The following is a 19,600-nucleotide window of genomic DNA, read 5'->3' as shown; positions in this document are numbered from 1 at the left end:
CCTATGCCCTTTCCGGCGAATGTCCCCCGGCGTCGGCCTGCGGCCGCCCCCTCCTCCTTTATTTCGCCTCCAAGGGCATAGGCGCCCAGCGCCCGATCCACCGACAGCCAGAAGCCTCGCTTCCACCTGCTTACCGCAAGCCGAGCCCCGTGGCGGCCGGTGGGCTCCCGGGCAAAATAAGGAAGGAGGTCGCCAGGCCGGTGAACACTACGCCAGGGGTCTACCGGCCGCGAGGGGCCCTGACGCTGGCGACAAGCCCCACTGAAAAAGTGCCCCGATCCCAAAGCCGCCCGGACCACCCGATCACACGCGTACAGCCGTACGCCCTCTGCAACAGCCCCTGAAAAAAAACGCCCCTCCATCGGGGGAAAGAACCCAAAAAAAGACCGGCTTTCGCCGGTCTTTTTTCAATTCAGTGGTGCCGGATCACTCCGATTCCCACCACATCCAGAAGCTGTCCCACAGACGCTTGAAGAAGCCGGCCTCTTCCACCGCGGCCACCGCCACCAGCGGCGCCTCGGCGACGGTCTTGCCGTCCAGGGTCACCTTCAGCGTGCCGATCTGCTGGCCCGCGGTGAACGGCGCCTCCAGCGTCTTGGGCACGTCGATGGTCGGCTTCAGGTCGTTGTAGCGGCCGCGCGGCACGCTCACCAGCAGCGGCTGGGCCACGCCCAGCTGCACCGTGTCGGCCTTGCCCTTCCACACCTTGTGCTCGGCCACGGCCTTGCCCGGCTCATACATGCGGTGGGTTTCGAAGAAGCGGAAGCCCCAGTTGAGCAGCGCCAGGCTGTCATCGGCACGCTGCTTCTCCGAGCTGCCGCCCAGCACCACCGCGATCAGGCGCTGGTCGCCGCGCTGCGCCGAACTCATCAGGCAGTACCCGGCTTCGGACGTGTGGCCGGTCTTGATGCCGTCCACGCTGCCATCGCGCCACAACAGCAGGTTGCGGTTGGGCTGCTTGATGCTGCCCACCGTGAATTCCTTCACCTTGTTGTAGGCGTAGGTTTCCGGGTAGTCGCGCACCATCGCCCGGCCCAGCAGCGCCAGGTCGTAGGCGGTGCTGTGATGGCCCGGCGCGGTCAGGCCGTGCGCGTTGACGAAGTGCGAGTTCTTCATGCCGATCTTGGCGGCATAGCTGTTCATCAGCGAGGCGAAGGCTTCTTCGCTGCCGGCCACGTGCTCGGCCAGGGCGATCGCGGCATCGTTGCCGGACTGGATCGCCATGCCCTTTTCCATGTCTTCCAGGCGCGCGGTCTGGTTGACCGGGAAGCCGCTGTAGCTGCCATCGGTACCGGCGCCACCTTCGCGCCAGGCGCGCTCGCTCATCATCACCTGGTCGTCGGGACGGACCTTGCCGTTCTTGACCTCGGCGGCGACCACATAGGAGGTCATCACCTTGGTGATGCTGGCCGGGGCCAGCTGTTCATGCTCGTTTTCGCCTGCCAGGACCTGGCCGGTGGCGTAGTCCATGAGGACCCACGCCTTGGAAACGCTGGGCTTGGGCGCTGGCGGGGTGGCGACGGTGGCCGGGGCGGCGGCAGGCGCGGGCACCGGCTGCGGGGCCGGCTGCGGGGTCTGGGCGGAGACCATGCCCACGAACAGGGTCGTGGCCATGGCAGCAGCGGCAAAGCGGAATTTCATCGGACAGCAAGCTCCAGGGAGGGCGCCAAGGGTGGAGAGGTTGGGTATGGGCATTGTAGGCCCATGCGACGGCGGTCAGTCTTTCACGATCTGCGGCGAGCCAAAGCCCAGACCGGCGATGCGGCCGGCAAGTTCCGAGGCACTGGCGTGGTCGGCCGCCGGCACGCGCAGGCGCCACAGCGTGCGGCCGCCGCTGACGATGTCACTGATGCTGGCCCCGACGATGCCGGCCGACGACAGCTGGCCGAGCGCACGGGTGGCGTTGTCGCGGCTGGCGAAGCTGGCCACCTGCAGGAACACGCTGCCCACCTGCTGGGACAGGCTTGCCGGCGCGGTTGCCGGCACGGGTGTCGGGCGGGCTACCGGGCGCGGCGGCACGACGGCAGCCACCAGCGGCGCGGCCGGCAGCGCACTGACGGTCACCGGCGCATCGTCGATCTGCGCGGCCTGGGTCGCGGCCGGCCGGCCACTGGCCACCGTGGCACCCGTGTAGGCCGGGGCCGTGGTGGCCGGCAGCCGGCCGACCAGCTTGTCCATGTCGCTGGGCGAGCGCGTCGGCGCGGCGGCCGCCACGCTTGCGGCGGCACGACGCTCACGACGCTCACGACGCGAGGGCTTGTCGGCCAGCAGGTTGTCTTCGCCCGGGGTCAGCGCGCGCACTTCGACGTTGCCGGTGCCGCGCTGGGTGATGCCCAGGCGGACCGCAGCGGCATAACTGAGGTCGACCACCCGGCCATCGTGGAACGGGCCACGGTCGTTGACGCGCACGATCACCGACTCGCCGTTGTCCAGGTTGGTGACCCGCGCAAAGCTCGGCAGCGGCAGGGTCTTGTGCGCCGCGGTGAAGGCGTACATGTCGTACACCTCGCGGTTGGAGGTCAGGCGACCATGGAACTTGGCCCCGTAATAGGAGGCGGTGCCCTTCTCGGCATAGCCGCTGGTCTTGTCCAGCACCTGGTATTGCTTGCCCAGCACCACGTACGGCGACTTGTTGCCCACCGGTGAACGCGGCAGATCCACCACCTCCGGCTCGGGGATGCAGGCCACGTTGGGGATATAGGTGGGGGTGCTGTCGTTGACCCCCGGCTTGTACAGCCCACCGGCACGGTAGTCGCCGCGGGTGCTGGGGTCTTCGGTGGCGGCCTTGTACGGCGACCCTTCCGGGCAATGCGACGGGCGCCCGCCCTTGCCCTGCACCACCGTGCCGCTGCCGGGCTTGGCGCTGCCGGCGCTGGCCGGCTTCTTCGGCGCGCTGCTGCAGGCGGCGAGCGCCAGGATCAACAGACCGGGGACCAGCCATCTGCAACGTGCGCGTGCGTTCATGCCGGCGGCAGCTCCTGACCGGCGATGGCCTCGGACAACTGGTACACGGCCATCGCGTACATCTTGGAAAGGTTGTAACGGGTGATCGCGTAGTAATTCTGGAAGCCCAGCCAGTACTGCTTGCCGGTGCTGCCTTCGAGCGTGATCGGGGTGGCGGTCAGGCCCGCGGGCACCGCCACGCTGGGCTGGTAGCCGCGCTGGGCCAGATCGGACAGGGTCCAGGTCGGCGCCCATTCGGTGGGATCGAACGCCTCGCGCCCGGCGGCCAGCGTGGCCGGCACGGCGACCGGACCGCCGCGCACCCAACCGCCCTTCTTGACGAAGTAATTGGCGATCGAGGAGAACACGTCGTCATAGCTGTTGAACAGGTCGCGACGGCCGTCGCCGTTGCCGTCCACCGCGAAATCCAGGTAGCTGGACGGCATGAACTGGCCCATGCCCATCGCGCCGGCGTAACTGCCCTTGATCGCGAGGATGTCGAGCTTCTCGTCGCGGGTCAGGGCGAACAGGCGCGCCAGTTCATCGCGGAAGTAAAGCTCGCGGCGCACTTCGCGTTCGAGCTTGGCCGGGTCGCCGCTGCGCGGGTAGTTGAAGGCCAGCGTGTACAACGCATCCAGCACGCGGTAGCTGCCGGCGTTGCGGCCGTAGCTGGTCTCCACGCCGATGATCGCCACGATCACCTCGGCCGGCACGCCGGTGCGCTGCTGCACGCGGGCGAGTTCGGCGCGGTGCTCGGCGAGGAACTTGCGGCCGCCATCGATCCGCGCCTGGCTGATGAACATCGGCCGGTATTCGTTCCACGGCTTGACCCGCTCGGCCGGCCGCGACATCGCCGCGATGATCGGATCGCGCACCTGCGCCTGGGCCAGCGTGGCCTCGATCTGCGCGGCGGGGATGCCGTAGCGTTGGGCGGTGTCGCGCACGAAATTGGCGCGGGCCACCGCGAACGGCACCGGGGTCAGGTCCACCGGCGTGGCGTTGGCCGCGGCGGCTTCCGGCGCGGCCTCGGCCGGCCCCTTGCTCGCATTGACCGGCTTGTTGGGCGCACCCGAGGCCTGCGGCGTCGGGGATGGAGAGGGCGGCTGGGTCGCGCAAGCGACCAAACCGAGCGTGAGCATGCAGGCCAGAGTGCGTCGAATCATCGCGGCAGGTTAGCAGGTCAAGGATGAATTAAAACCCCTAACACCATGAATCACAACGAATTGCCCGCGAAAAGGGACAATCGTTAACACCGCGTCTAGATTGATCGCAGTCACATTCCCTATTCAGTAGAGGATGGCGTCGGCGTGCCCGAACGCACCGACGCCCATGGACAGCGTCGAAGCGACGGCCAGGTAGATGGACGCTGATAGTGCCAAGGGTGGAGAACCTGCATGCGGGAAGCGCAGCGACGGATGCGGGGCGCGGGGCCCGGTGTATTGTCTGGATCACTGAAGCAGCGGGCGAAAGAGGTTCCGCCGGTTGCGTCCCCATCCCCATGGACGCAACCGGCCAAAACCGACCAGGTCGGTACCGGCGCGGCGCGCAACTCCCCAGCGCGCGCCTCGCCCCTGATACCCGTCAGGTCAACTGCTCCCCGCCAAGCTCCCCATGTGCGTCGCTTGGCTCGACACACCTCTGCTGGCGGGCCGCCATTGTGCCGGCCGTTTACGACAAGTCCATTGATCCGAATCAACTCACGTCATATTTGTGCGCCGCATCCCACTTTACCGTCACTTTGTTGACGACACCTGCACCAAACCCGCCAAAAGCTGACGCGATCAGCCTGTTCATGCGCGAATCTGTCGCCCCGTAGAGCCACCCATGGGTGGCGGCGAGGGATGCCCACCATCTCGTAGAGCCACCCACCCCATGGGTGGCTGGACGCGGTGCTCGATCTAAGCGCGCGGTGCCGGATCGAAGCCCGCGCGGTGCCGGGCCGAAGAGCAGCCACGCATGGCGTGGCTCTACGGGTTGCCGATCTCGTAGAGCCACCCCATGGGTGGCTGGACGCGGTGCCTGATCGAAGCGCGCGGTGCCAGATCGAAGAGCAGCCACGCATGGCGTGGCTCTACGAGTTGCCGATCTCGTAGAGCCACCCCATGGGTGGCTGGACGCGGTGCCAGATCGAAGCCCACGCGATGCCAAACCGACGCCCACCCACGCATGGCGTGGCGCTACGGGACTTCAGCCGTAGCCGCCGTGCACCGGCTGGTGCTTGCGCGCGGCCATCACCAGGCCGAACCCGGCCAGCAACGATACCGCCGAGGTGCCGCCGTAGCTGATCAGCGGCATCGGCACGCCCACCACCGGCAGCAGGCCGGAAATCATGCCGCCGTTGACCAGCACGTATACAAAGAACGCCAGGCCGGTGGCGCCGGCCAGCAGCCGCGAATACGAATCGCGCGACTGCGAGGCGATCCACAGGCAGCGCCCGATCACCACCAGGTACAAGGCCAGCACGGTCGCCACGCCGATCCAGCCGAATTCCTCGCTGAGCACCGAGAACGCAAAGTCGGTGGTCTGCTCGGGAATGAAGTTCAGGTGCGACTGCGAACCCTGGCCCCAGCCCTTGCCATCGAACCCGCCCGAGCCGATCGCGATCTTGGACTGGATGATGTTCCAGCCGGCGCCCAGCGCATCCATCTCCGGATCCAGGAACATCATGATGCGGTCCTTCTGGTAGGGCCGCAGCAGCCAGAACCACGCCACCGGCGCCGCCGCCGCCACGCCGCCGACCGCCACGCCCACCCACCACCACGGCAGGCCGGCCAGCAACAGCACGAACGCGCCGCTGGCCGCGATCAGCACACCGGTGCCGAAGTCCGGCTGCAGCATCACCAGCCCGGTCGGCACGCCGATGATCACCGCGCTGACCATCACCGTGGAGAAGCGCGGCGGCAGCGGCATGCGGTGCAGGTACCAGGCCACCATCATCGGCAGGCTCACCTTGAGCAGCTCGGCCGGCTGCAGGTAGAACAGCTTCAGGTCCAGCCACTGCCGCCCGTACTTGCCGGTGCCCAGCACGAACACCGCCAGCAGCGGGATCATCGAGATCGCATAGATCAGCGGGGTCGCCGAGCGGATGCGCAGGATCGACGCGCGCGAAATCGCCCACATCGCGCCCAGCCCGACCACGAAGCGCGCGCCCTGCGCGAACACCAGGCCATCGCCGCCGGCGCTCTTGAGCACCGCCAGCCCGATCAGCATCAACGCGCCCAAGGCCAGGCACAGCACCCAGTCCAGCGAGCGGCTGAAGCGCACGACCATGTCGGTCGCCCAGCGCAGGAACACGTTCATCGGGCACGCTCCGGCGCGCCGGGCGCGGTCGGCGCCGGGGCGGCGGCAGGCAACGGCGCGCCCGGCAGCGGTGCCGGGGCCGGGGCCGGTGCAGGCGGCACGCCGACCACGATCGGCAGCGTCTCCAGCGCGGCGGCGGCCGCATCGCCGGCGGCGCGCGCGTTGCTGTCGCTGCCGTCGAAGGCCGTGATCCCGATCGCGGTGGTGCCGCGCTCGCTGTCCAGCGGCTCCAGCCCCTCCGGCATCTTGCCCAGCAGCCACGCATCGAACAACTTGCGCGCGATCGGTGCGGCGGCCGAACCGCCGTAGCCACCGCCTTCCACCGCGATCGCCACCGCGATCACCGGGTTCTCGGCGGGGGCGAAGCCGACGAACAGCGAACGGTGGCGCAGGTGCATGGGCAGGCTCTTCGGGTTCACCGCGGCGGTACCGCGGCGGCTGATCACCTGCGCCGTACCGGTCTTGCCGGCAATGGTGTACGGCGCGCCGGCGGCGGCGCGCGCGCCACTGCCGCCCGGCCGCATCGTGCCCATCATGCCCTCGCGCACGGCCTGCAGGTTGCTGGCGCTGGGGCTGACCGGCTTGCTGTCGCCGACCGGCATCGCGGTCCAGTCGGCATCGAAACCGGCGCGCTGCTGCATCACCAGGTGCGGCGTGCGCAACTGGCCGTTGCCGATCCCCGAGACGCCATGCACCAGCTGCAACGGGGTGACCTTCCAGTCGCCCTGGCCGATGCTCACGTTGACCGTGTCGCCCGGGTACCAGCGCTCCTTGCGGGTCTTGTACTTGTGCTGCGGCGAGGGCAGGATGCCGCCGATCTCGCCGGTCAGGTCGATCCCGGTCGGCTCGCCGAAGCCGTAATAGCCCATGTAGTGGTCGAAGCGGTCGATGCCCATGTCCAGGGCCAGCTTGTAGTAGTACGTGTTCACCGACTGGGTGATCGACTTGCGCAGGTCGGTCCAGCCGTGGCCGCCACGGTTGGCATCGCCCCAGCCGCGCGAAGTGCCCGGCAGGTAGAACATGCCGGTGGAGAGGATCTTGTCTTCCGGCTTGCGGGTGCCGCTGTCCAGGCCGGCCAGGCCGATCAACGGCTTGATGGTCGAGCCCGGCGCCACCCCGCCCAGCACCAGCCGGTTGAACTGCGGGCGCGAGGGGTTGCTGTTGAGCGCCTGGAAATCGGCGTGCGAGATGCCGTTCACGAACAGGTTCGGGTCGTAGGACGGCAGGCTGACCATGGCCAGGATCTCGCCGGTGCGGGGGTCCATCGCCACCGCCGCGCCCTCGAACTCGCCGAACGCGGCCACCATCGCCCGCTGCAGGTCTGCGTCGATGGACAGCCGCAGGTCGCTGCCGGACTGCGCCGCGACCCGGCCGATGGTGCGGATCGCGCGGCCCTGTACGTTGGTCTCGACCTGCTCGTAGCCCACTTTGCCGCGCAGCTGCTGCTCGTAGAAGCGCTCCAGCCCGGACTTGCCGATATGGGTCAGCGCCGCGTTGCCCTCGCCGAGGATCTCCAGGTCCTTGTCATCCACCCGGCCGACGTAGCCGATGATGTGCGCGAACAGGTCGCCGTAGGGATAGCGACGGGTCAGGTACGGCTCCAGCTCCACGCCTGGATAGCGCCAGCGGTCGACCGCGAAGCGGGCCATTTCCTCATCGCTGACGCGCAGCTTGAGCGTGACCGGCAGGAACTTGCGGCGGGCCTTGCGCGACTTGTTGAAGGTCTCGATGTCCTCCGGGCTGAGGTCGAGGATCCTGGCCAGCCCGGCCAGGGTGGCATCCATGTCCTTGACCTTGTCGGGGGTGATGTCCAACCGGAACGCAGGCACGTTCTCGGCCAGCAGCCGCCCGTTGCGGTCGTAGATCATCCCGCGCCCGGGCACCACCGGCCGCGGCTTGATGCGGTTGGCTTCGGAGCGGGTGGCGTAGATGTCGTGGTCGAGCACCTGCAGCTTGAAGTACCAGCCGCCCAGGCCAAGCAGGCAGACCAGCACGCCCAGGAAGCCCAGCGCGGCACGGCGCCGGAACTGCTCGGCTTCGGCGTGGGGGTTCTTGGCCTGGCGGCGCATGTACATGTCAGCGCCCGCGACGCCCGAAGCGGACGGCGTCGAGCAGCACGAACAACAGCGGCCACAGGGCCATGCCCAGCAGCGGCGCCCACCAGTACGACCACGGCAGGGTCGGCTCGCCGACCACGATATGCACCACCGCACTGACGATGCGGTCGTTGAACAGCAACCCGCCGATGGCCAGCATCTGCTGGGACATCGGGAAGAAACGGATGCGCGCGCGGAAGCGCTGCAGGATGAAGGTCAGCATGACCAGGCGCAGCGCCTGTTCGCCGAGCACCCCGCCATACAACAGGTCGGCCACCACGCCGCTGGCGAAGGCGATGCCCAGCCCGACCCGGTCCGGCGCTTCGATCACCCAATAGGCCAGCACCAGCGCCAGCCAGTACGGGCGCAGCGGCTGCAGCAGCGCCGGCAGCGGCAGCAACCCCAGCAGCAGCGCCAGCACCACGCTGACCGGCAGCACCCACGGTTTGTCGCGCAGGCGGCTCATTCGCGGTTCTCCACGGATTCGGCCGGCCGAGCGTGGCTCGGCACGACCGGAGAGGTGGCTGCGGCAGAGCCCCCGTGTTGTTGAAGGGGGCGCGCCGGCGACGCGGGGTCTACGGAGGATGCGCGGGCCGGTTGCGCCGCAGGTGCGGTCGGCTCCAGCGGGCGCGCAGAAGGCGTCGGGTTGGCGGGGGATGCCCCGCCGGCAGCCGGATTCGCCGCAGACGGATCGGGCTGAGGCGGTTCGTGCGCCGCAGGCAACGGCGCTGCCGGCCCACCGGCCTCATCCTGCAGACGCAGGTTGGGCGGAATCCGGATCGCCGCGCCGGGGCGCAGCAGGAGCACGTCGCGGCCACGGTCCAGCTGCGCGGCTGGTTTCAGTTCGCCGACCAGGAAGGCGTGGCTGTCGTCGGGGCGCAGCGCGGTGATCTTGCCGACCGGGAAGCCGGCCGGGAACCGCCCGCCCAGGCCGGAGGTGACGATCTCATCGCCCACCTCCACGCCGGCGCTGAGCGGGATGTCGCGCAGCTCCAGGGTGTCGCCACGGCCATAGACGATCAGCCGCACGCCGTTGCGTGCCACCGTGACCGGCACTGCGTGGTCGGGGTCGGTGAGCAGCAGTACGGTGGCGTTGCTGCCGGTGGTGGCGATCACCTGCCCCATCAGCCCGCCCGAGTCGATCACCGCCTGGCCGATGTGCACGCCATCGCGGCTGCCGGCGGCCAGCACCAGGCGCTGCCGGACCGGGTCCAGGTCGATGTCCAGGATCGGCGCCAGCTGGACGTCCAGGCCACTGCGCTCGGCCACGTTGAGCAGCTCGCGCAGCTGCGCGTTGTCCAGCGCCGCGGTCTGCAGGCGGGTCAGGCGGGCATTGGCGATCAGCAACTGGTTGCGCAGCTCGCGGTTTTCATCGACCAGCTGGCCGTGGCTGGCCGCGTTGTCCTTGACCTGGGTGCCGAGCTTGCCGGGCAAGCCGGCCAGCGCCCACACCGGCTGCACCAGTACGTTGGCCTGGGCGCGCAGGCGCGACAGCCAGCCGGCCTGGTCGTCGAGCACGATCAGGGTGATGGCCAGGGCCAGGTAGGCGAGCAGCCGCAGCGGACTGGCGGCATCGCCCTGGCGGGAGGCTACGGGAGGACCGGCGTAGGGCGGCACGACTGGCTTCGACTGGAGGCAAACAGGAGGGGGATGCGACAACGCCCCGGCGCTGCGATGCCCGGCGTGCCAGGCACGCAGCGGGCATCACGCCGCAGGGGCGTGTCCATGGAGCAAGGCGGGTGCCGCTTACTCCGGCGCAAAGAACTCGTTGCCGTGCATGTCCACCAGCTCCAGCGCACGACCGCCACCGCGGGCCACGCAGGTCAGCGGGTCGTCGGCCACCTGCACGTGCAGGCCGGTTTCTTCGGAGATCAGGCGGTCCAGGTCGCGCAGCAGGGCGCCACCGCCGGTGAGCACGATGCCGCGCTCGGCGACGTCGGCGCACAGTTCCGGCGGGGTCTGTTCCAGCGCCAGCTTGACCGCGCTGACGATGCCCGAGAGCGGCTCGTGCAGGGCTTCCAGCACCTCGTTGGAGTTGATCTTGATCATCTTCGGCACGCCCTCGGCGAGGTTGCGGCCGGAGATTTCCATCTCGATCACTTCCGCCTGCGGGTAGGCGCAGCCCAGTTCCACCTTGATGCGCTCGGCGGTGGCTTCACCGATCAGCATGCCGTGGTTGCGGCGCACGTAGTTGGTGATCGACTCGTCGAAGCGGTCGCCGCCGATGCGCACCGAGGCCGAGTAGACGATGCCGTTCAGCGAGATCACCGCCACTTCGGTGGTGCCGCCGCCGATGTCGATGACCATCGAGCCACGCGCCTCGGTCACCGGCATGCCGGCGCCGATCGCGGCGGCCATGGGTTCTTCGATCAGGAACACGTCACGCGCACCGGCCTCTTCGGCCGATTCCTTGATGGCGCGGCGCTCGACCTGGGTCGAGCCGGCCGGCACGCAGACCAGCACGCGCGGGCTCGGGCGCAGGAAGCGCGACTTGTGCACCTTCTTGATGAAGTGCTTGAGCATCGCCTCGGTGTAGGTGAAATCGGCGATGACGCCGTCCTTCATCGGGCGGATGGTGGTGATATGGCCCGGGGTACGGCCCAGCATCTGCTTGGCTTCGGCGCCGACGGCAGCCACGGAACGGGTACCACCGATGGCGCGATCCTGGCGCACGGCCACCACGGACGGCTCGTTCAGCACGATTCCCTGCCCGCGCACATAGATGAGGGTGTTGGCCGTGCCCAGGTCGATGGACAGGTCATTGGAGAACATGCCGCGCAGTTTCTTGAACATCTGGGAGTTGATCCTGGGGGTGTCGCGCCCAACGCGGGATGGCGAAAAAATGGGCAGAATTCGAGGGCGACAAGCCTAGCAATCCCCCTGTGTGCGAGCAAGGACAAATCTGGTGCAACGCAAGCCTTCACGGCCATTCAGCCGATTTTTCATGTCGCCCGAGGGCCCCGGTTCTGGCCCAAAGCCGCCTCACCCGTTAACCTTTGCGCCGCAGGGCGCCTCACGGCGCCGTTTCGTTGCCCGCCCGGCGGGCCTCAAACTCCTTTCCGCATAGGCCTTAATCGATGTCCGCTTTGATCTGTGGTTCTCTTGCCTTCGACACCATCATGGTGTTCCCGGACCAGTTCAAGAATCACATCCTGCCGGACAAGGTGCACATCCTGAACGTGTCCTTCCTGGTGCCGCGGATGCGTCGTGAATTCGGGGGTTGCGCAGGCAACATCGCCTACAACCTGCACCTGCTGGGTGGCGATCCGATCCCGATGGGCACGGTGGGGTCGGACTTCGGGCCCTACCGCGAGTACTTCCAGGGCCTGGGCATCGACCTGACCCGGGTCAAGGTGATCGACGAGCTGTTCACCCCGCAGGCGTTCATCACCACCGACCACGACAACAACCAGATCACCGCCTTCCACCCGGGCGCGATGATGCGGTCCTACGAAAACCACGTGAAGGACGTGCCGGGCGTGACCCTGGGCCTGGTCGGCCCGGACGGGCGCGAGGGCATGATCCAGAACTCGCAGGAGTTCTTCGACGCGGGCGTGCCGTTCATCTTCGACCCGGGCCAGGCCATGCCGCTGTTCAACGGCCCGGAACTGCGCACCTTCATCGAGCAGGCCGACTACGTGGTGGTCAACGACTACGAGTCCAACCTGCTGCAGGAGCGCACCGGCTGGGACGAAAAGGCGATCGTGAGCCGGGTCAAGGCCTACATCACCACCCGCGGCCCGAAGGGCGCGGTCATCCATACCCCGGAAAAGACCTACGACATCCCGCCGGCGCACGAACGCCGCGTGGTCGACCCGACCGGCTGCGGCGATGCGTTCCGCGCCGGGCTGATCTACGGCATCGAGAAGGGCTACGACTGGCTGACCATCGGCCGCATGGGCAACCTGATGGGCGCGCTGAAGGTCGAGCACCCGGGCACGCAGAACCAGCGGTTCACCTTCGATGAGTTCAACGAGCAGTTCAAGCAGCAGTTCGGTTACGCCCTGACGGCGTAACCGCACTGCCCGCGCATTCCGGCTGGACCCCGCGCCGTTGGCGCGCCCCCTTGGACACCAAGGGGGCTCTTCACCCAGACGGTGGATCGGGGACGTTTCAGCGCAGCGCCGGGCCATGCCCGGCGGCTTGCAGGTCCGTCGCCGCGGCACCGTGAATCGTTCGCCGTCCCCGGCGGTAGGCGTTGCAGATCATCGCTTCCGTCACCTCGATCACGGATGACGGCGGACGATCGGCATTCCGATCCTGGCGGCGTCGCCGAGCCGGCATAGCGCCTGCCCCACCGGGGCCGCGATCAGGCCGCAGGGCCCTTCCCTGCCCACTCCGCCAGCACGGCGCCGCAATCGGCGCGATGCCAGCACGCCAGGCCCGGCCACGGGTTGTCCGGGGCGTTGACGAGCAGCGTGCGGGTGCCGGCGGCGCGGCCGCATTCCAGGTCGAAACGGTGGTCGCCGACCATCACGAGCTGCTGTGGGTCCGCCTGCCAGCGCCCCACGAAGTACTGCAGCCCGGCCGGCGACGGCTTGGGCGTGGCCTCGTCGCGGCCGACGATGTCATCGGCGCCGAACGCGTCAGCCAACCCGATGGCCTGCAGCGTCACCTGCGCCAGTTCGCGCGCGTTGCGGGTGAGGATGCCCAGCCGGCAGCCGGCACTGTGCAGCGCGCGCACCAGCGCCACCGCGCCAGGGGCTGCGCGTGCGCCCTCGGCGAGCTCGCGCTCATGGGCAAGCAGCCACGCGTGCTTGGCGTCGGCCTCGTCGGCCGGCAGCGCGGCCAGATGGGCGAGGATGTCCTCCCCCGACGGAATCGCCAGCGCGCGCTTGATCTGCTCGAAATCGTGCACCGCGACGGTCAGCGTGCCGTCCATGTCGAACACCCAGTGACGCATCGCCGACAACGGCGGTGCCGGCGACGCCAGCGCGGTGCCGGTCATTGCCACCACGTCGGCATGCGGTGGGTATCCACGCCACCGGTCTCGAACACCGCGGTACGCGTGCCACCGGCTTTGACCGGGAATTCGATGCTGATCACCTTGGCCTTGCGCGCCAGCGTCCACAGCGCCTTCTGGTCGGTGATGAACATCGCGATGGCTTCGTCGGTTTTGGGCCGCCACGCGGCCATCGCGATCGGCTTGCCGCCATCCACGCTCACCTGCACCTTGCACTGCGGGCAGCGGAAGTCGCCGGCCTGCAGCACCAGGTAGGCATGCCGCTTCCACTCGGGGTGGTCGCGGAACACCAGCTGCACCGGCTTGGCGCCGCTGCCATCCACGTCCACGCGTTCCTTGCTGTAGATTTGCGCCGAGACCTGGCTGCCCTTGCTGCCCACCGGGATCTGGTTGTACTGCCACAGCCCCTGCATGCGGCGCAGGTCGCGCGCCGCGTCGCCCTTGGCCTGGACCTCGGCGAAGCCCGGTTCGATGCGGGCGGCCGCGTCGGTGTCCTTGTACTGGTCAAGCAGGGCGCCGCCGTGGATGCGCGCACGCTCCCAGTCCTGCGACGCCACGGCCATGTCGTACTGCTTGGCCACGCCCTCGGCCTTTTCTTCCTGCTGCGCCCTGGCGGCCGCAGCGGCGGCTTCCTGCGCCTTGCGCGCTTCCTCGGGGTTGCTGCAGGCGGCCAGCGCGAACGCGCAGGCGGCGGCCAGGATCAGTCGTTTCATTGCGTACTCCGTGATTGGCAAGGCGCCCGATGGCGTCACCCAACTACTGTATCGTCTGAGGCGGCGAAGAGCAGCCGGGCATGGCCCGGCTCTACCCAATTGCATTGTGTCCCGACGCGTAGCCGGGCATGGGCCGGCTCTACCCACTTGCATGGTGTCCCGACGAGCAGCCGGGCATGGCCCGGCTCTACCCAATTGCTTGATGTCCCGAGGCGCAGCCGGGCATGCCATCGGTGCGCGGCGCATGCCCGACCGGCATCGCGCGCGTCTCGCACGGTACCGGCCCGGTAGTGCCGAGCCATGCTCGGCAGCGGCACCGCATGGACACAAAAAAACGGCGGGTTTCCCCGCCGTTTTCAGGCATTGCCTCGCACCGTAGCCACTGACCGGCCATGCCGGCCAGCGACGGGCATTATTTGGCGCTTGCCTTGTCCAGCATGTCCTGCACCGACGCGGTGGTGATCGGGTGGTAGCCCGGCTTGGCCTTGTCGAAGGCGGCCTTGGCGAACGCCAGGCCTTCCGGGGTCTTCACCAGTTCGGCGTAGATCGGCAGGATCAGCTTGCGGCGGCCGACGCGCTCGATGAACGCCGCGGCCGGTTCATTGGCCGCCGTGTAACCGCTGCGGATCGCCAGCGGATACCAGCGCATCGCGATTTCGCCGTTGGCGGTGCCGGTGAAGTGGTAGGCCTTGTCCAGCGCCGCCAGCTTCTCCACCGGCAGGGTCTTGCCCAGGCCGTCGATGAAGTGGACCCACTCCTGGGTGCCCCACTCGCTGCTGATCTGCACGTTCGGCAGCGTGTCGCTGCCCTGCCAGGCGATGCGCGCGGTGTCGACGATGGAGAAGTTGCGCGAGCGTGCCTTGGTGGCGAACGCCGGGATGCCCGGCTCGTCCAGCCACGCCTTCAGCTCGGCATCGGTGACCGCGCCAGGCTTCTTGGACAGCAGGTTCTTCTTCAGGTACACGACGAACTGGTCGGTGTTCGCGCTCTGGAAGGCATGGTCATCGAACCAGCCGCGCAGGAACGGATCAAAGGTCTCGCGGCCAAAACGCTGCTCCAGGAACTGCAGGAACCACGCGCCCTTGACGTAGGCCACCTGGCTCAGCGCATCGTCGGGGTCACGCTCGGTCAGCGGCGGCAGGGCCAGCGCCTGGTCGGCCGGGCTCATGTCCTTGACCTCGGCCAGCAGGTCGTTCTGGTCGATTTCGCGCTCCATCTCGGCCATTTCCTGGCCGTACAGCGCTTCGGTGATGCGGCCCTGCACGTAGGTGGTGAACCCTTCGTTGAGCCAGATGTCCTTCCAGCTGGCATTGGTCACCAGGTTGCCCGACCAGCTGTGCGCCAGTTCATGGGCGACCAGCGAGACCAGCGACTTGTCGCCCACGATCACGGTCGGGGTGGCGAAGGTCAGGCGCGGGTTTTCCATGCCGCCGAACGGGAACGACGGCGGCAGCACCAGCATGTCGTAGCGGCCCCAGCGGTACTCGCCGTACAGCTTCTCGGCCGCGCCGATCATCTTCTCGGTGTCTTCGAACTCCTTGGCGGCCTTGCCGACCATGGTCGGTTCGGCCCACACGCCGGAGCGGCCGGAGATCGGCTCGAACACCAGGTCGCCGGCGGCGATGGCCAGCAGGTAGGACGGGATCGGCTGCGGCATCTTGAAGGTGTAGTCACCGTCACGCGCGGCCTTGGGATCGTTGTCGGCGCTCATCAGCACCATCACGTCCGGGCGCGAGACCACGTGCGCGCTGTAGGTGAAGCGCACGCTCGGGGTGTCCTGCAGCGGCACCCACGAACGCGCGTGGATGGCCTGGGACTGGCTGAACATGAAGGGCAGCTTCTTGCCCTCGGTCATCGACGGCTCCAGCCACTGCAGGCCCGAGGCGGTCGGGGCGGTGTGGTAGGTGATCACGACCTTGCCCGGCTGTTCCGGTGCGTCGATGCTCAGCTTGCTGCCGAACACCTTGTCGGCCGGGGCCAACGCGAACTGGAGCGGGGCGGCCTTGCCGTCCGCGCCGATCGCCTCGACCTTCTCCACCGTGAGTTCGCGGGTATCCAGCACCAGCTGTTTGGCCGCCTTGTCCTTCCACTCCAGGGTGTAGGTCGCGGTGCCGCCGATCTGCTTGGCGTCGAAGTCCAGCTTCAGGTCCAGCGCCAGGTCCTTGACCACCACCTTGTCCGGCTCGGCATAGGAGCTTTCATCATGGCTGCGGCTGTCGGCTTTCATGGCAGTGCTCGCCGGTGCGGTGGCGGTGGGCGCGGCCGTCGGGGCGGCCGGTTCTTTGGAGCAGCCGGCGGCCAGCGCCACGGCCAGGGGAATCAACAGGAACGGAGATCGCATGGACATCGGGACCGATCAGGGTGAAACGACCAGTTTACCCCCTGGCCGCACCGCCCGGGCAGCGGTGCCGTCCCGCCTGCGCATTCAGCCTGATCGGTCCGCCGGCGCGGCGCAGGAGGCGCGCACCCCTGGCGCGCGCCTGCAGAACGCAGCGCGTGGGGTCAGATCTTGTAGCCGGAGTGGATCGACACGATGCCGCCGGTCAGGTTCTTGTAATGGCAGCGCGCGAAGCCGGCCTCGCCCATCATCGTCTTGAGCTGTTCCTGCGGCGGGTGCTTGCGGATGCTCTCGGCCAGGTACTGGTAGCTGTCGCCATCGCGGGCGAACAACTGGCCCAGCTTGGGCAGGATCTTGAAGGAGTGGAAGTCGTAGATCGGCTTGAACCAGTCCGCGGTGACTTCGGAGAACTCCAGCACGCGGGCCTGGCCGCCCACTTTGAGCACGCGGTACATCTCGCGCAGGCCGGCGTCCTTGTCGGTCACGTTGCGCAGGCCGAAGGCGATGGTCACCAGGTCGAAGCTGGCGTCCGGGAACGGCAGCGCCTCGGCGTTGCACTGCACGTACTCCAGGCCCGAGACCAGGCCCCGGTTCATCAGCCGGTCGCGGCCGACCGAGAGCATGCCGGCGTTGATGTCGCCCAGCACCACCTCGCCGTCCTCGCCCACGCGCTCCTTGATCAGCGCGGCGATATCGCCGGTGCCACCGGCCAGGTCGAGCACGCGGTCGCCCGGCTTCACCTGCGCGGTGGCCACGTAGTAGCGCTTCCACGCCCGGTGGATGCCCAGGCTCATCAGGTCGTTCATCAGGTCGTAGCTGCGCGCGACCGAGGTGAACACTTCGCCCACCAGCTTCTGCTTGTCCTTGGCGGCGACATCGCGGAAGCCGAAATGGGTGGTGCCAGTCTTGTAGGGGGATTCGCTCATGGCCGGATTATCGCACCGCTGGGCACGCGGCGGCACCTCCGCGCTGCGACCCGGTGCCGCAGGGCCGCCACGCGGGCCGCTGCCGCGGCGGCGACAGGCCACTATCATGGCGGTCCAGATGCCTACGGATTGCCCATGATCAGCACCCCCGACTACGCCGCCCTGCTTGAAACCGCCATCGCCGAAGCCCGCCAGGGCCTGGCCGAGGGCGGCATCCCGATCGGCGCGGCGCTGTACCACACCGACGGCCGCCTGCTCGGCTGCGGCCACAACCGCCGCGTGCAGGAAGGCGATCCGTCGGTGCACGGCGAGACCGATGCGTTCCGCAAGGCCGGGCGCCAGCGTCGCTACCAGGACACCATCATGGTCACCACCCTGGCCCCGTGCTGGTACTGCAGCGGGCTGGTGCGCCAGTTCAACATCGGCACCGTGGTGGTGGGCGAATCGGTCACTTTCCAGGGCGGCATCGAGTGGCTGCGCGAGAACGGGGTCAAGGTGATCGACATGCAGAGCCAGGCCTGCATAGACCTGCTCGGCGGCTTCATCAGCGCCCACCCCGAGGTCTGGAACGAAGACATCGGCGAGTAATGCGCGTGGCGGCGCGCAATCGCGCCGTTGCCAGGCGCTGCGACCGCGTGTCGCAGCGCGCGCTGTTCTGAACGCTTCAGTTCCATACAGACAGGTGAACACGCTGTGCTGGCAGCGTATCAGGCACCCGAGCGGGCGCTGCGCGCACGGCTGGCGCACCTGCTGCATACGCTGCGCTAACAATCGCGCGGTAGCCACGGCCTATGGTGGGTGCACAGGGGGCAGCAACGTCGAGGAGACGTCATGAATGCCCGAATAGCCTGCACCGCGCTGGATCCGGCGTTATCCAACGCCTGGACACAGTTGCAGGTGCTCCATGCCCAACACGACAACGGCGCCCCCTTCTGGAGCGCCTACCAGGCCATCCAGGCGGCGCTGACCGAGGCCCACCCGCACGAGCGCGTGGCGGTGTGCAACCAACTGGCCACGTTCGCCGAGCGCCTCGGTGCGGTCGAGCACGCGCACCTGCTCGGCGAGTCGCCGGCTGAACTTTTCAGGCTCCGCGGCCACGCCGACTCGACATCACCATGACGCTGCATGCACTGCGCTTTACGCACTCTGATCCAACCCCTTCCCTGCATATCGACACCACCATGTCTTCCGCCCAGCTTTCCATCCCCGCCGTGATCGACGTTGACGCGGAAGTCGCCTACTGGCGCCAGCGCCACGCCGACGGCACCCTTGGCAGCGGCACTGGCTCGTTCGGCCACTACGTGCCGTGGATCAAGTTCGCCTGCGATTCGCTGATCACCCAGCCGCGCGCCAGCGACGAGCAGCGCGACGAATCCTTCCAGACCCAGTACGCCCTGCAGATCATGCCGCGCCTCAGCGAAGACCAGGCGCGCGCCTTCGTCGAAGAGGTCTGGGAGCACGTGTACCTGAGCAGCCGCCACGACGTCGCCGCCCGCCCGCGCCTGGGTGCCGCCCGCGTCTGACTCGGCGCAGACTGCACGGCGCGTACACGGCGCGCCGCCAATGATGTGGCACCGTCGCTACCCTGCCGTGCCGCATGAAACTCCGCAGTATGTTCAACCTGGTCGCCAAGAAGGCGGCCTACGCCGCCGGTACGCCCTGGACGTTCCTGGCCGCGCTGTCGATCGTGCTGCTGTGGGCGGTCAGTGGCCCGATCTTCAAGTTCAACGACACCTGGCAGCTGGTGATCAATACCGGCACCACCATCATCACCTTCCTGATGGTGTTCCTGATCCAGCACAGCCAGAACGCGGACGCCGCCGCGGTCCAGATCAAACTGGACGAACTGATCCGGGCGACCGCCGAGGCCAACAACGAACTGCTCGACTTGGAAGAACTGGACGAGGAGCGGCTGGAAGAGATCCGCAGCGAATACGAGCGCATGGCACGCGAAGCCGGCGATGCGCTGGAGCGCGCCCGCCGCTGCCATGGCGACGGGCGCAAGGACGATCCGCGTCATGACCGGGCGGATGAACCGCGCTCATGAGCGCGTTGATGGTCACGACGATGACCGGGGGAGCCGACGGGTAGAGCCGACTGTTAGTCGGCTGCTGTCCGCTCGTCGGCATGGCCAGCCGACCAACGGTCGGCTCTACCGCGGTGCATGGCCAGCCGCGACCAACGGTCGGCTCTACCGCGCTGCATGGCCAGCCGCGACCAACGGTCGGCTCTACCGCGCTGCATGGCCAGCCGACCAGCGGTCGGCTCTACCGCGCTGCATGGCCAGCCGACCAACGGTCGGCTCTACCGCGGTGCATGGC

General features: G+C 68.2%; 17 protein-coding genes. 5 read left to right on the top strand and 12 right to left on the bottom strand.

Annotated features, from left to right (window positions below):
• Positions 1–426 precede the first annotated feature (426 nt).
• The 8 genes from AC1DGC_RS18370 to AC1DGC_RS18335 all read right to left on the bottom strand — a co-directional run bounded on the left by AC1DGC_RS18370 (position 427) and on the right by AC1DGC_RS18335 (position 11,132).
• Positions 427–1,641: a D-alanyl-D-alanine carboxypeptidase family protein gene (locus tag AC1DGC_RS18370; RefSeq protein WP_259210243.1), complete on the bottom strand. Its 1,215-nt coding sequence runs from the start codon at positions 1,639–1,641 to the stop codon at positions 427–429.
• A 75-nt stretch (positions 1,642–1,716) separates the two neighbouring features.
• Complete coding sequence (locus AC1DGC_RS18365) at positions 1,717–2,964, bottom strand: septal ring lytic transglycosylase RlpA family protein (protein ID WP_478048529.1); 1,248 nt, start codon at positions 2,962–2,964, stop codon at positions 1,717–1,719.
• Positions 2,961–4,106 carry a lytic murein transglycosylase B gene (gene mltB / locus AC1DGC_RS18360; protein WP_449336382.1) on the bottom strand — a complete coding sequence of 382 codons (1,146 nt, stop codon included), beginning with the start codon at positions 4,104–4,106 and terminating at the stop codon, positions 2,961–2,963. Before mltB ends, AC1DGC_RS18365 begins: the two co-directional genes overlap by 4 nt.
• Before the next feature lie 1,024 nt (positions 4,107–5,130).
• Complete coding sequence (gene rodA, locus AC1DGC_RS18355; RefSeq protein WP_259210249.1) at positions 5,131–6,243, bottom strand: rod shape-determining protein RodA; 1,113 nt, start codon at positions 6,241–6,243, stop codon at positions 5,131–5,133.
• Positions 6,240–8,318, bottom strand: coding sequence for a penicillin-binding protein 2 (gene mrdA / locus AC1DGC_RS18350; protein WP_478048528.1), 2,079 nt, complete (start codon positions 8,316–8,318; stop codon positions 6,240–6,242). Before mrdA ends, rodA begins: the two co-directional genes overlap by 4 nt.
• 1 nt (position 8,319) lies before the next feature.
• Positions 8,320–8,805 carry a rod shape-determining protein MreD gene (gene mreD / locus AC1DGC_RS18345; RefSeq protein WP_259210253.1) on the bottom strand — a complete coding sequence of 162 codons (486 nt, stop codon included), beginning with the start codon at positions 8,803–8,805 and terminating at the stop codon, positions 8,320–8,322.
• Positions 8,802–9,956, bottom strand: a complete 1,155-nt coding sequence (gene mreC / locus AC1DGC_RS18340) for a rod shape-determining protein MreC (RefSeq protein ID WP_449336384.1) — start codon at positions 9,954–9,956, stop codon at positions 8,802–8,804. The genes mreD and mreC overlap by 4 nt, the downstream gene beginning before the upstream one ends.
• 129 nt (positions 9,957–10,085) lie before the next feature.
• Positions 10,086–11,132, bottom strand: coding sequence for a rod shape-determining protein (locus AC1DGC_RS18335; protein ID WP_038686189.1), 1,047 nt, complete (start codon positions 11,130–11,132; stop codon positions 10,086–10,088).
• A 284-nt stretch (positions 11,133–11,416) separates the two neighbouring features.
• Here AC1DGC_RS18335 and AC1DGC_RS18330 point away from each other — a divergent pair, with 284 nt between their 5' ends.
• On the top strand, positions 11,417–12,355 hold the full coding sequence (locus AC1DGC_RS18330) for a carbohydrate kinase family protein (protein WP_259210255.1): 939 nt from the start codon (positions 11,417–11,419) through the stop codon (positions 12,353–12,355).
• 293 nt (positions 12,356–12,648) lie between these two features.
• Here AC1DGC_RS18330 and AC1DGC_RS18325 read toward each other — a convergent pair whose 3' ends face one another.
• The 4 genes from AC1DGC_RS18325 to ubiE all read right to left on the bottom strand — a co-directional run bounded on the left by AC1DGC_RS18325 (position 12,649) and on the right by ubiE (position 17,279).
• On the bottom strand, positions 12,649–13,287 hold the full coding sequence (locus tag AC1DGC_RS18325; protein WP_449336385.1) for an HAD family hydrolase: 639 nt from the start codon (positions 13,285–13,287) through the stop codon (positions 12,649–12,651).
• Positions 13,284–14,015: a hypothetical protein gene (locus tag AC1DGC_RS18320; protein ID WP_394164917.1), complete on the bottom strand. Its 732-nt coding sequence runs from the start codon at positions 14,013–14,015 to the stop codon at positions 13,284–13,286. Before AC1DGC_RS18320 ends, AC1DGC_RS18325 begins: the two co-directional genes overlap by 4 nt.
• Positions 14,016–14,427: 412 nt before the next feature.
• Positions 14,428–16,356, bottom strand: a complete 1,929-nt coding sequence (locus tag AC1DGC_RS18315) for a M1 family metallopeptidase (RefSeq protein ID WP_478048533.1) — start codon at positions 16,354–16,356, stop codon at positions 14,428–14,430.
• A gap of 161 nt (positions 16,357–16,517) precedes the next feature.
• On the bottom strand, positions 16,518–17,279 hold the full coding sequence (ubiE, locus tag AC1DGC_RS18310) for a bifunctional demethylmenaquinone methyltransferase/2-methoxy-6-polyprenyl-1,4-benzoquinol methylase UbiE (protein WP_259210257.1): 762 nt from the start codon (positions 17,277–17,279) through the stop codon (positions 16,518–16,520).
• Positions 17,280–17,414: 135 nt separating this feature from the next.
• On the opposite strand from ubiE, the gene AC1DGC_RS18305 reads away from it, so the two are divergent.
• The 4 genes from AC1DGC_RS18305 (at position 17,415) to AC1DGC_RS18290 (ending at position 19,326) form a co-directional block, all read left to right on the top strand.
• Positions 17,415–17,867, top strand: a complete 453-nt coding sequence (locus AC1DGC_RS18305) for a nucleoside deaminase (RefSeq protein ID WP_259210258.1) — start codon at positions 17,415–17,417, stop codon at positions 17,865–17,867.
• A 243-nt stretch (positions 17,868–18,110) separates the two neighbouring features.
• A complete protein-coding gene (locus AC1DGC_RS18300) occupies positions 18,111–18,398 on the top strand; it encodes a hypothetical protein (protein WP_478048527.1) in 288 nt (95 codons plus the stop codon).
• A 62-nt stretch (positions 18,399–18,460) separates the two neighbouring features.
• Positions 18,461–18,802 (top strand): hypothetical protein, encoded by a 342-nt coding sequence (locus tag AC1DGC_RS18295; protein WP_259210260.1) that lies wholly within the window; start codon positions 18,461–18,463, stop codon positions 18,800–18,802.
• Positions 18,803–18,876: 74 nt separating this feature from the next.
• A complete protein-coding gene (locus AC1DGC_RS18290; protein ID WP_259210261.1) occupies positions 18,877–19,326 on the top strand; it encodes a low affinity iron permease family protein in 450 nt (149 codons plus the stop codon).
• The last annotated feature ends 274 nt before the right edge of the window (positions 19,327–19,600 follow it).

The organism is Stenotrophomonas sp. 05N37 (genome assembly GCF_056397365.1).
This window is presented reverse-complemented; position numbering and strand designations above follow the sequence as displayed.

Excerpts from the sequence above, each read along its gene's own strand:
- AC1DGC_RS18370 (WP_259210243.1), bottom strand. The coding sequence starts at position 1,641 with ATGAAATTCCGCTTTGCCGCTGCTGCCATGGCCACGACCCTGTTCGTG.
- AC1DGC_RS18365 (WP_478048529.1), bottom strand. The coding sequence starts at position 2,964 with ATGAACGCACGCGCACGTTGCAGATGGCTGGTCCCCGGTCTGTTGATC.
- mltB (WP_449336382.1), bottom strand. The coding sequence starts at position 4,106 with ATGATTCGACGCACTCTGGCCTGCATGCTCACGCTCGGTTTGGTCGCT.
- rodA (WP_259210249.1), bottom strand. The coding sequence starts at position 6,243 with ATGAACGTGTTCCTGCGCTGGGCGACCGACATGGTCGTGCGCTTCAGC.
- mrdA (WP_478048528.1), bottom strand. The coding sequence starts at position 8,318 with ATGTACATGCGCCGCCAGGCCAAGAACCCCCACGCCGAAGCCGAGCAG.
- mreD (WP_259210253.1), bottom strand. The coding sequence starts at position 8,805 with ATGAGCCGCCTGCGCGACAAACCGTGGGTGCTGCCGGTCAGCGTGGTG.
- AC1DGC_RS18335 (WP_038686189.1), bottom strand. The coding sequence starts at position 11,132 with ATGTTCAAGAAACTGCGCGGCATGTTCTCCAATGACCTGTCCATCGAC.
- AC1DGC_RS18330 (WP_259210255.1), top strand. The coding sequence starts at position 11,417 with ATGTCCGCTTTGATCTGTGGTTCTCTTGCCTTCGACACCATCATGGTG.
- AC1DGC_RS18325 (WP_449336385.1), bottom strand. The coding sequence starts at position 13,287 with ATGACCGGCACCGCGCTGGCGTCGCCGGCACCGCCGTTGTCGGCGATG.
- AC1DGC_RS18320 (WP_394164917.1), bottom strand. The coding sequence starts at position 14,015 with ATGAAACGACTGATCCTGGCCGCCGCCTGCGCGTTCGCGCTGGCCGCC.
- AC1DGC_RS18315 (WP_478048533.1), bottom strand. The coding sequence starts at position 16,356 with ATGCGATCTCCGTTCCTGTTGATTCCCCTGGCCGTGGCGCTGGCCGCC.
- ubiE (WP_259210257.1), bottom strand. The coding sequence starts at position 17,279 with ATGAGCGAATCCCCCTACAAGACTGGCACCACCCATTTCGGCTTCCGC.
- AC1DGC_RS18305 (WP_259210258.1), top strand. The coding sequence starts at position 17,415 with ATGATCAGCACCCCCGACTACGCCGCCCTGCTTGAAACCGCCATCGCC.
- AC1DGC_RS18300 (WP_478048527.1), top strand. The coding sequence starts at position 18,111 with ATGAATGCCCGAATAGCCTGCACCGCGCTGGATCCGGCGTTATCCAAC.
- AC1DGC_RS18295 (WP_259210260.1), top strand. The coding sequence starts at position 18,461 with ATGTCTTCCGCCCAGCTTTCCATCCCCGCCGTGATCGACGTTGACGCG.
- AC1DGC_RS18290 (WP_259210261.1), top strand. The coding sequence starts at position 18,877 with ATGAAACTCCGCAGTATGTTCAACCTGGTCGCCAAGAAGGCGGCCTAC.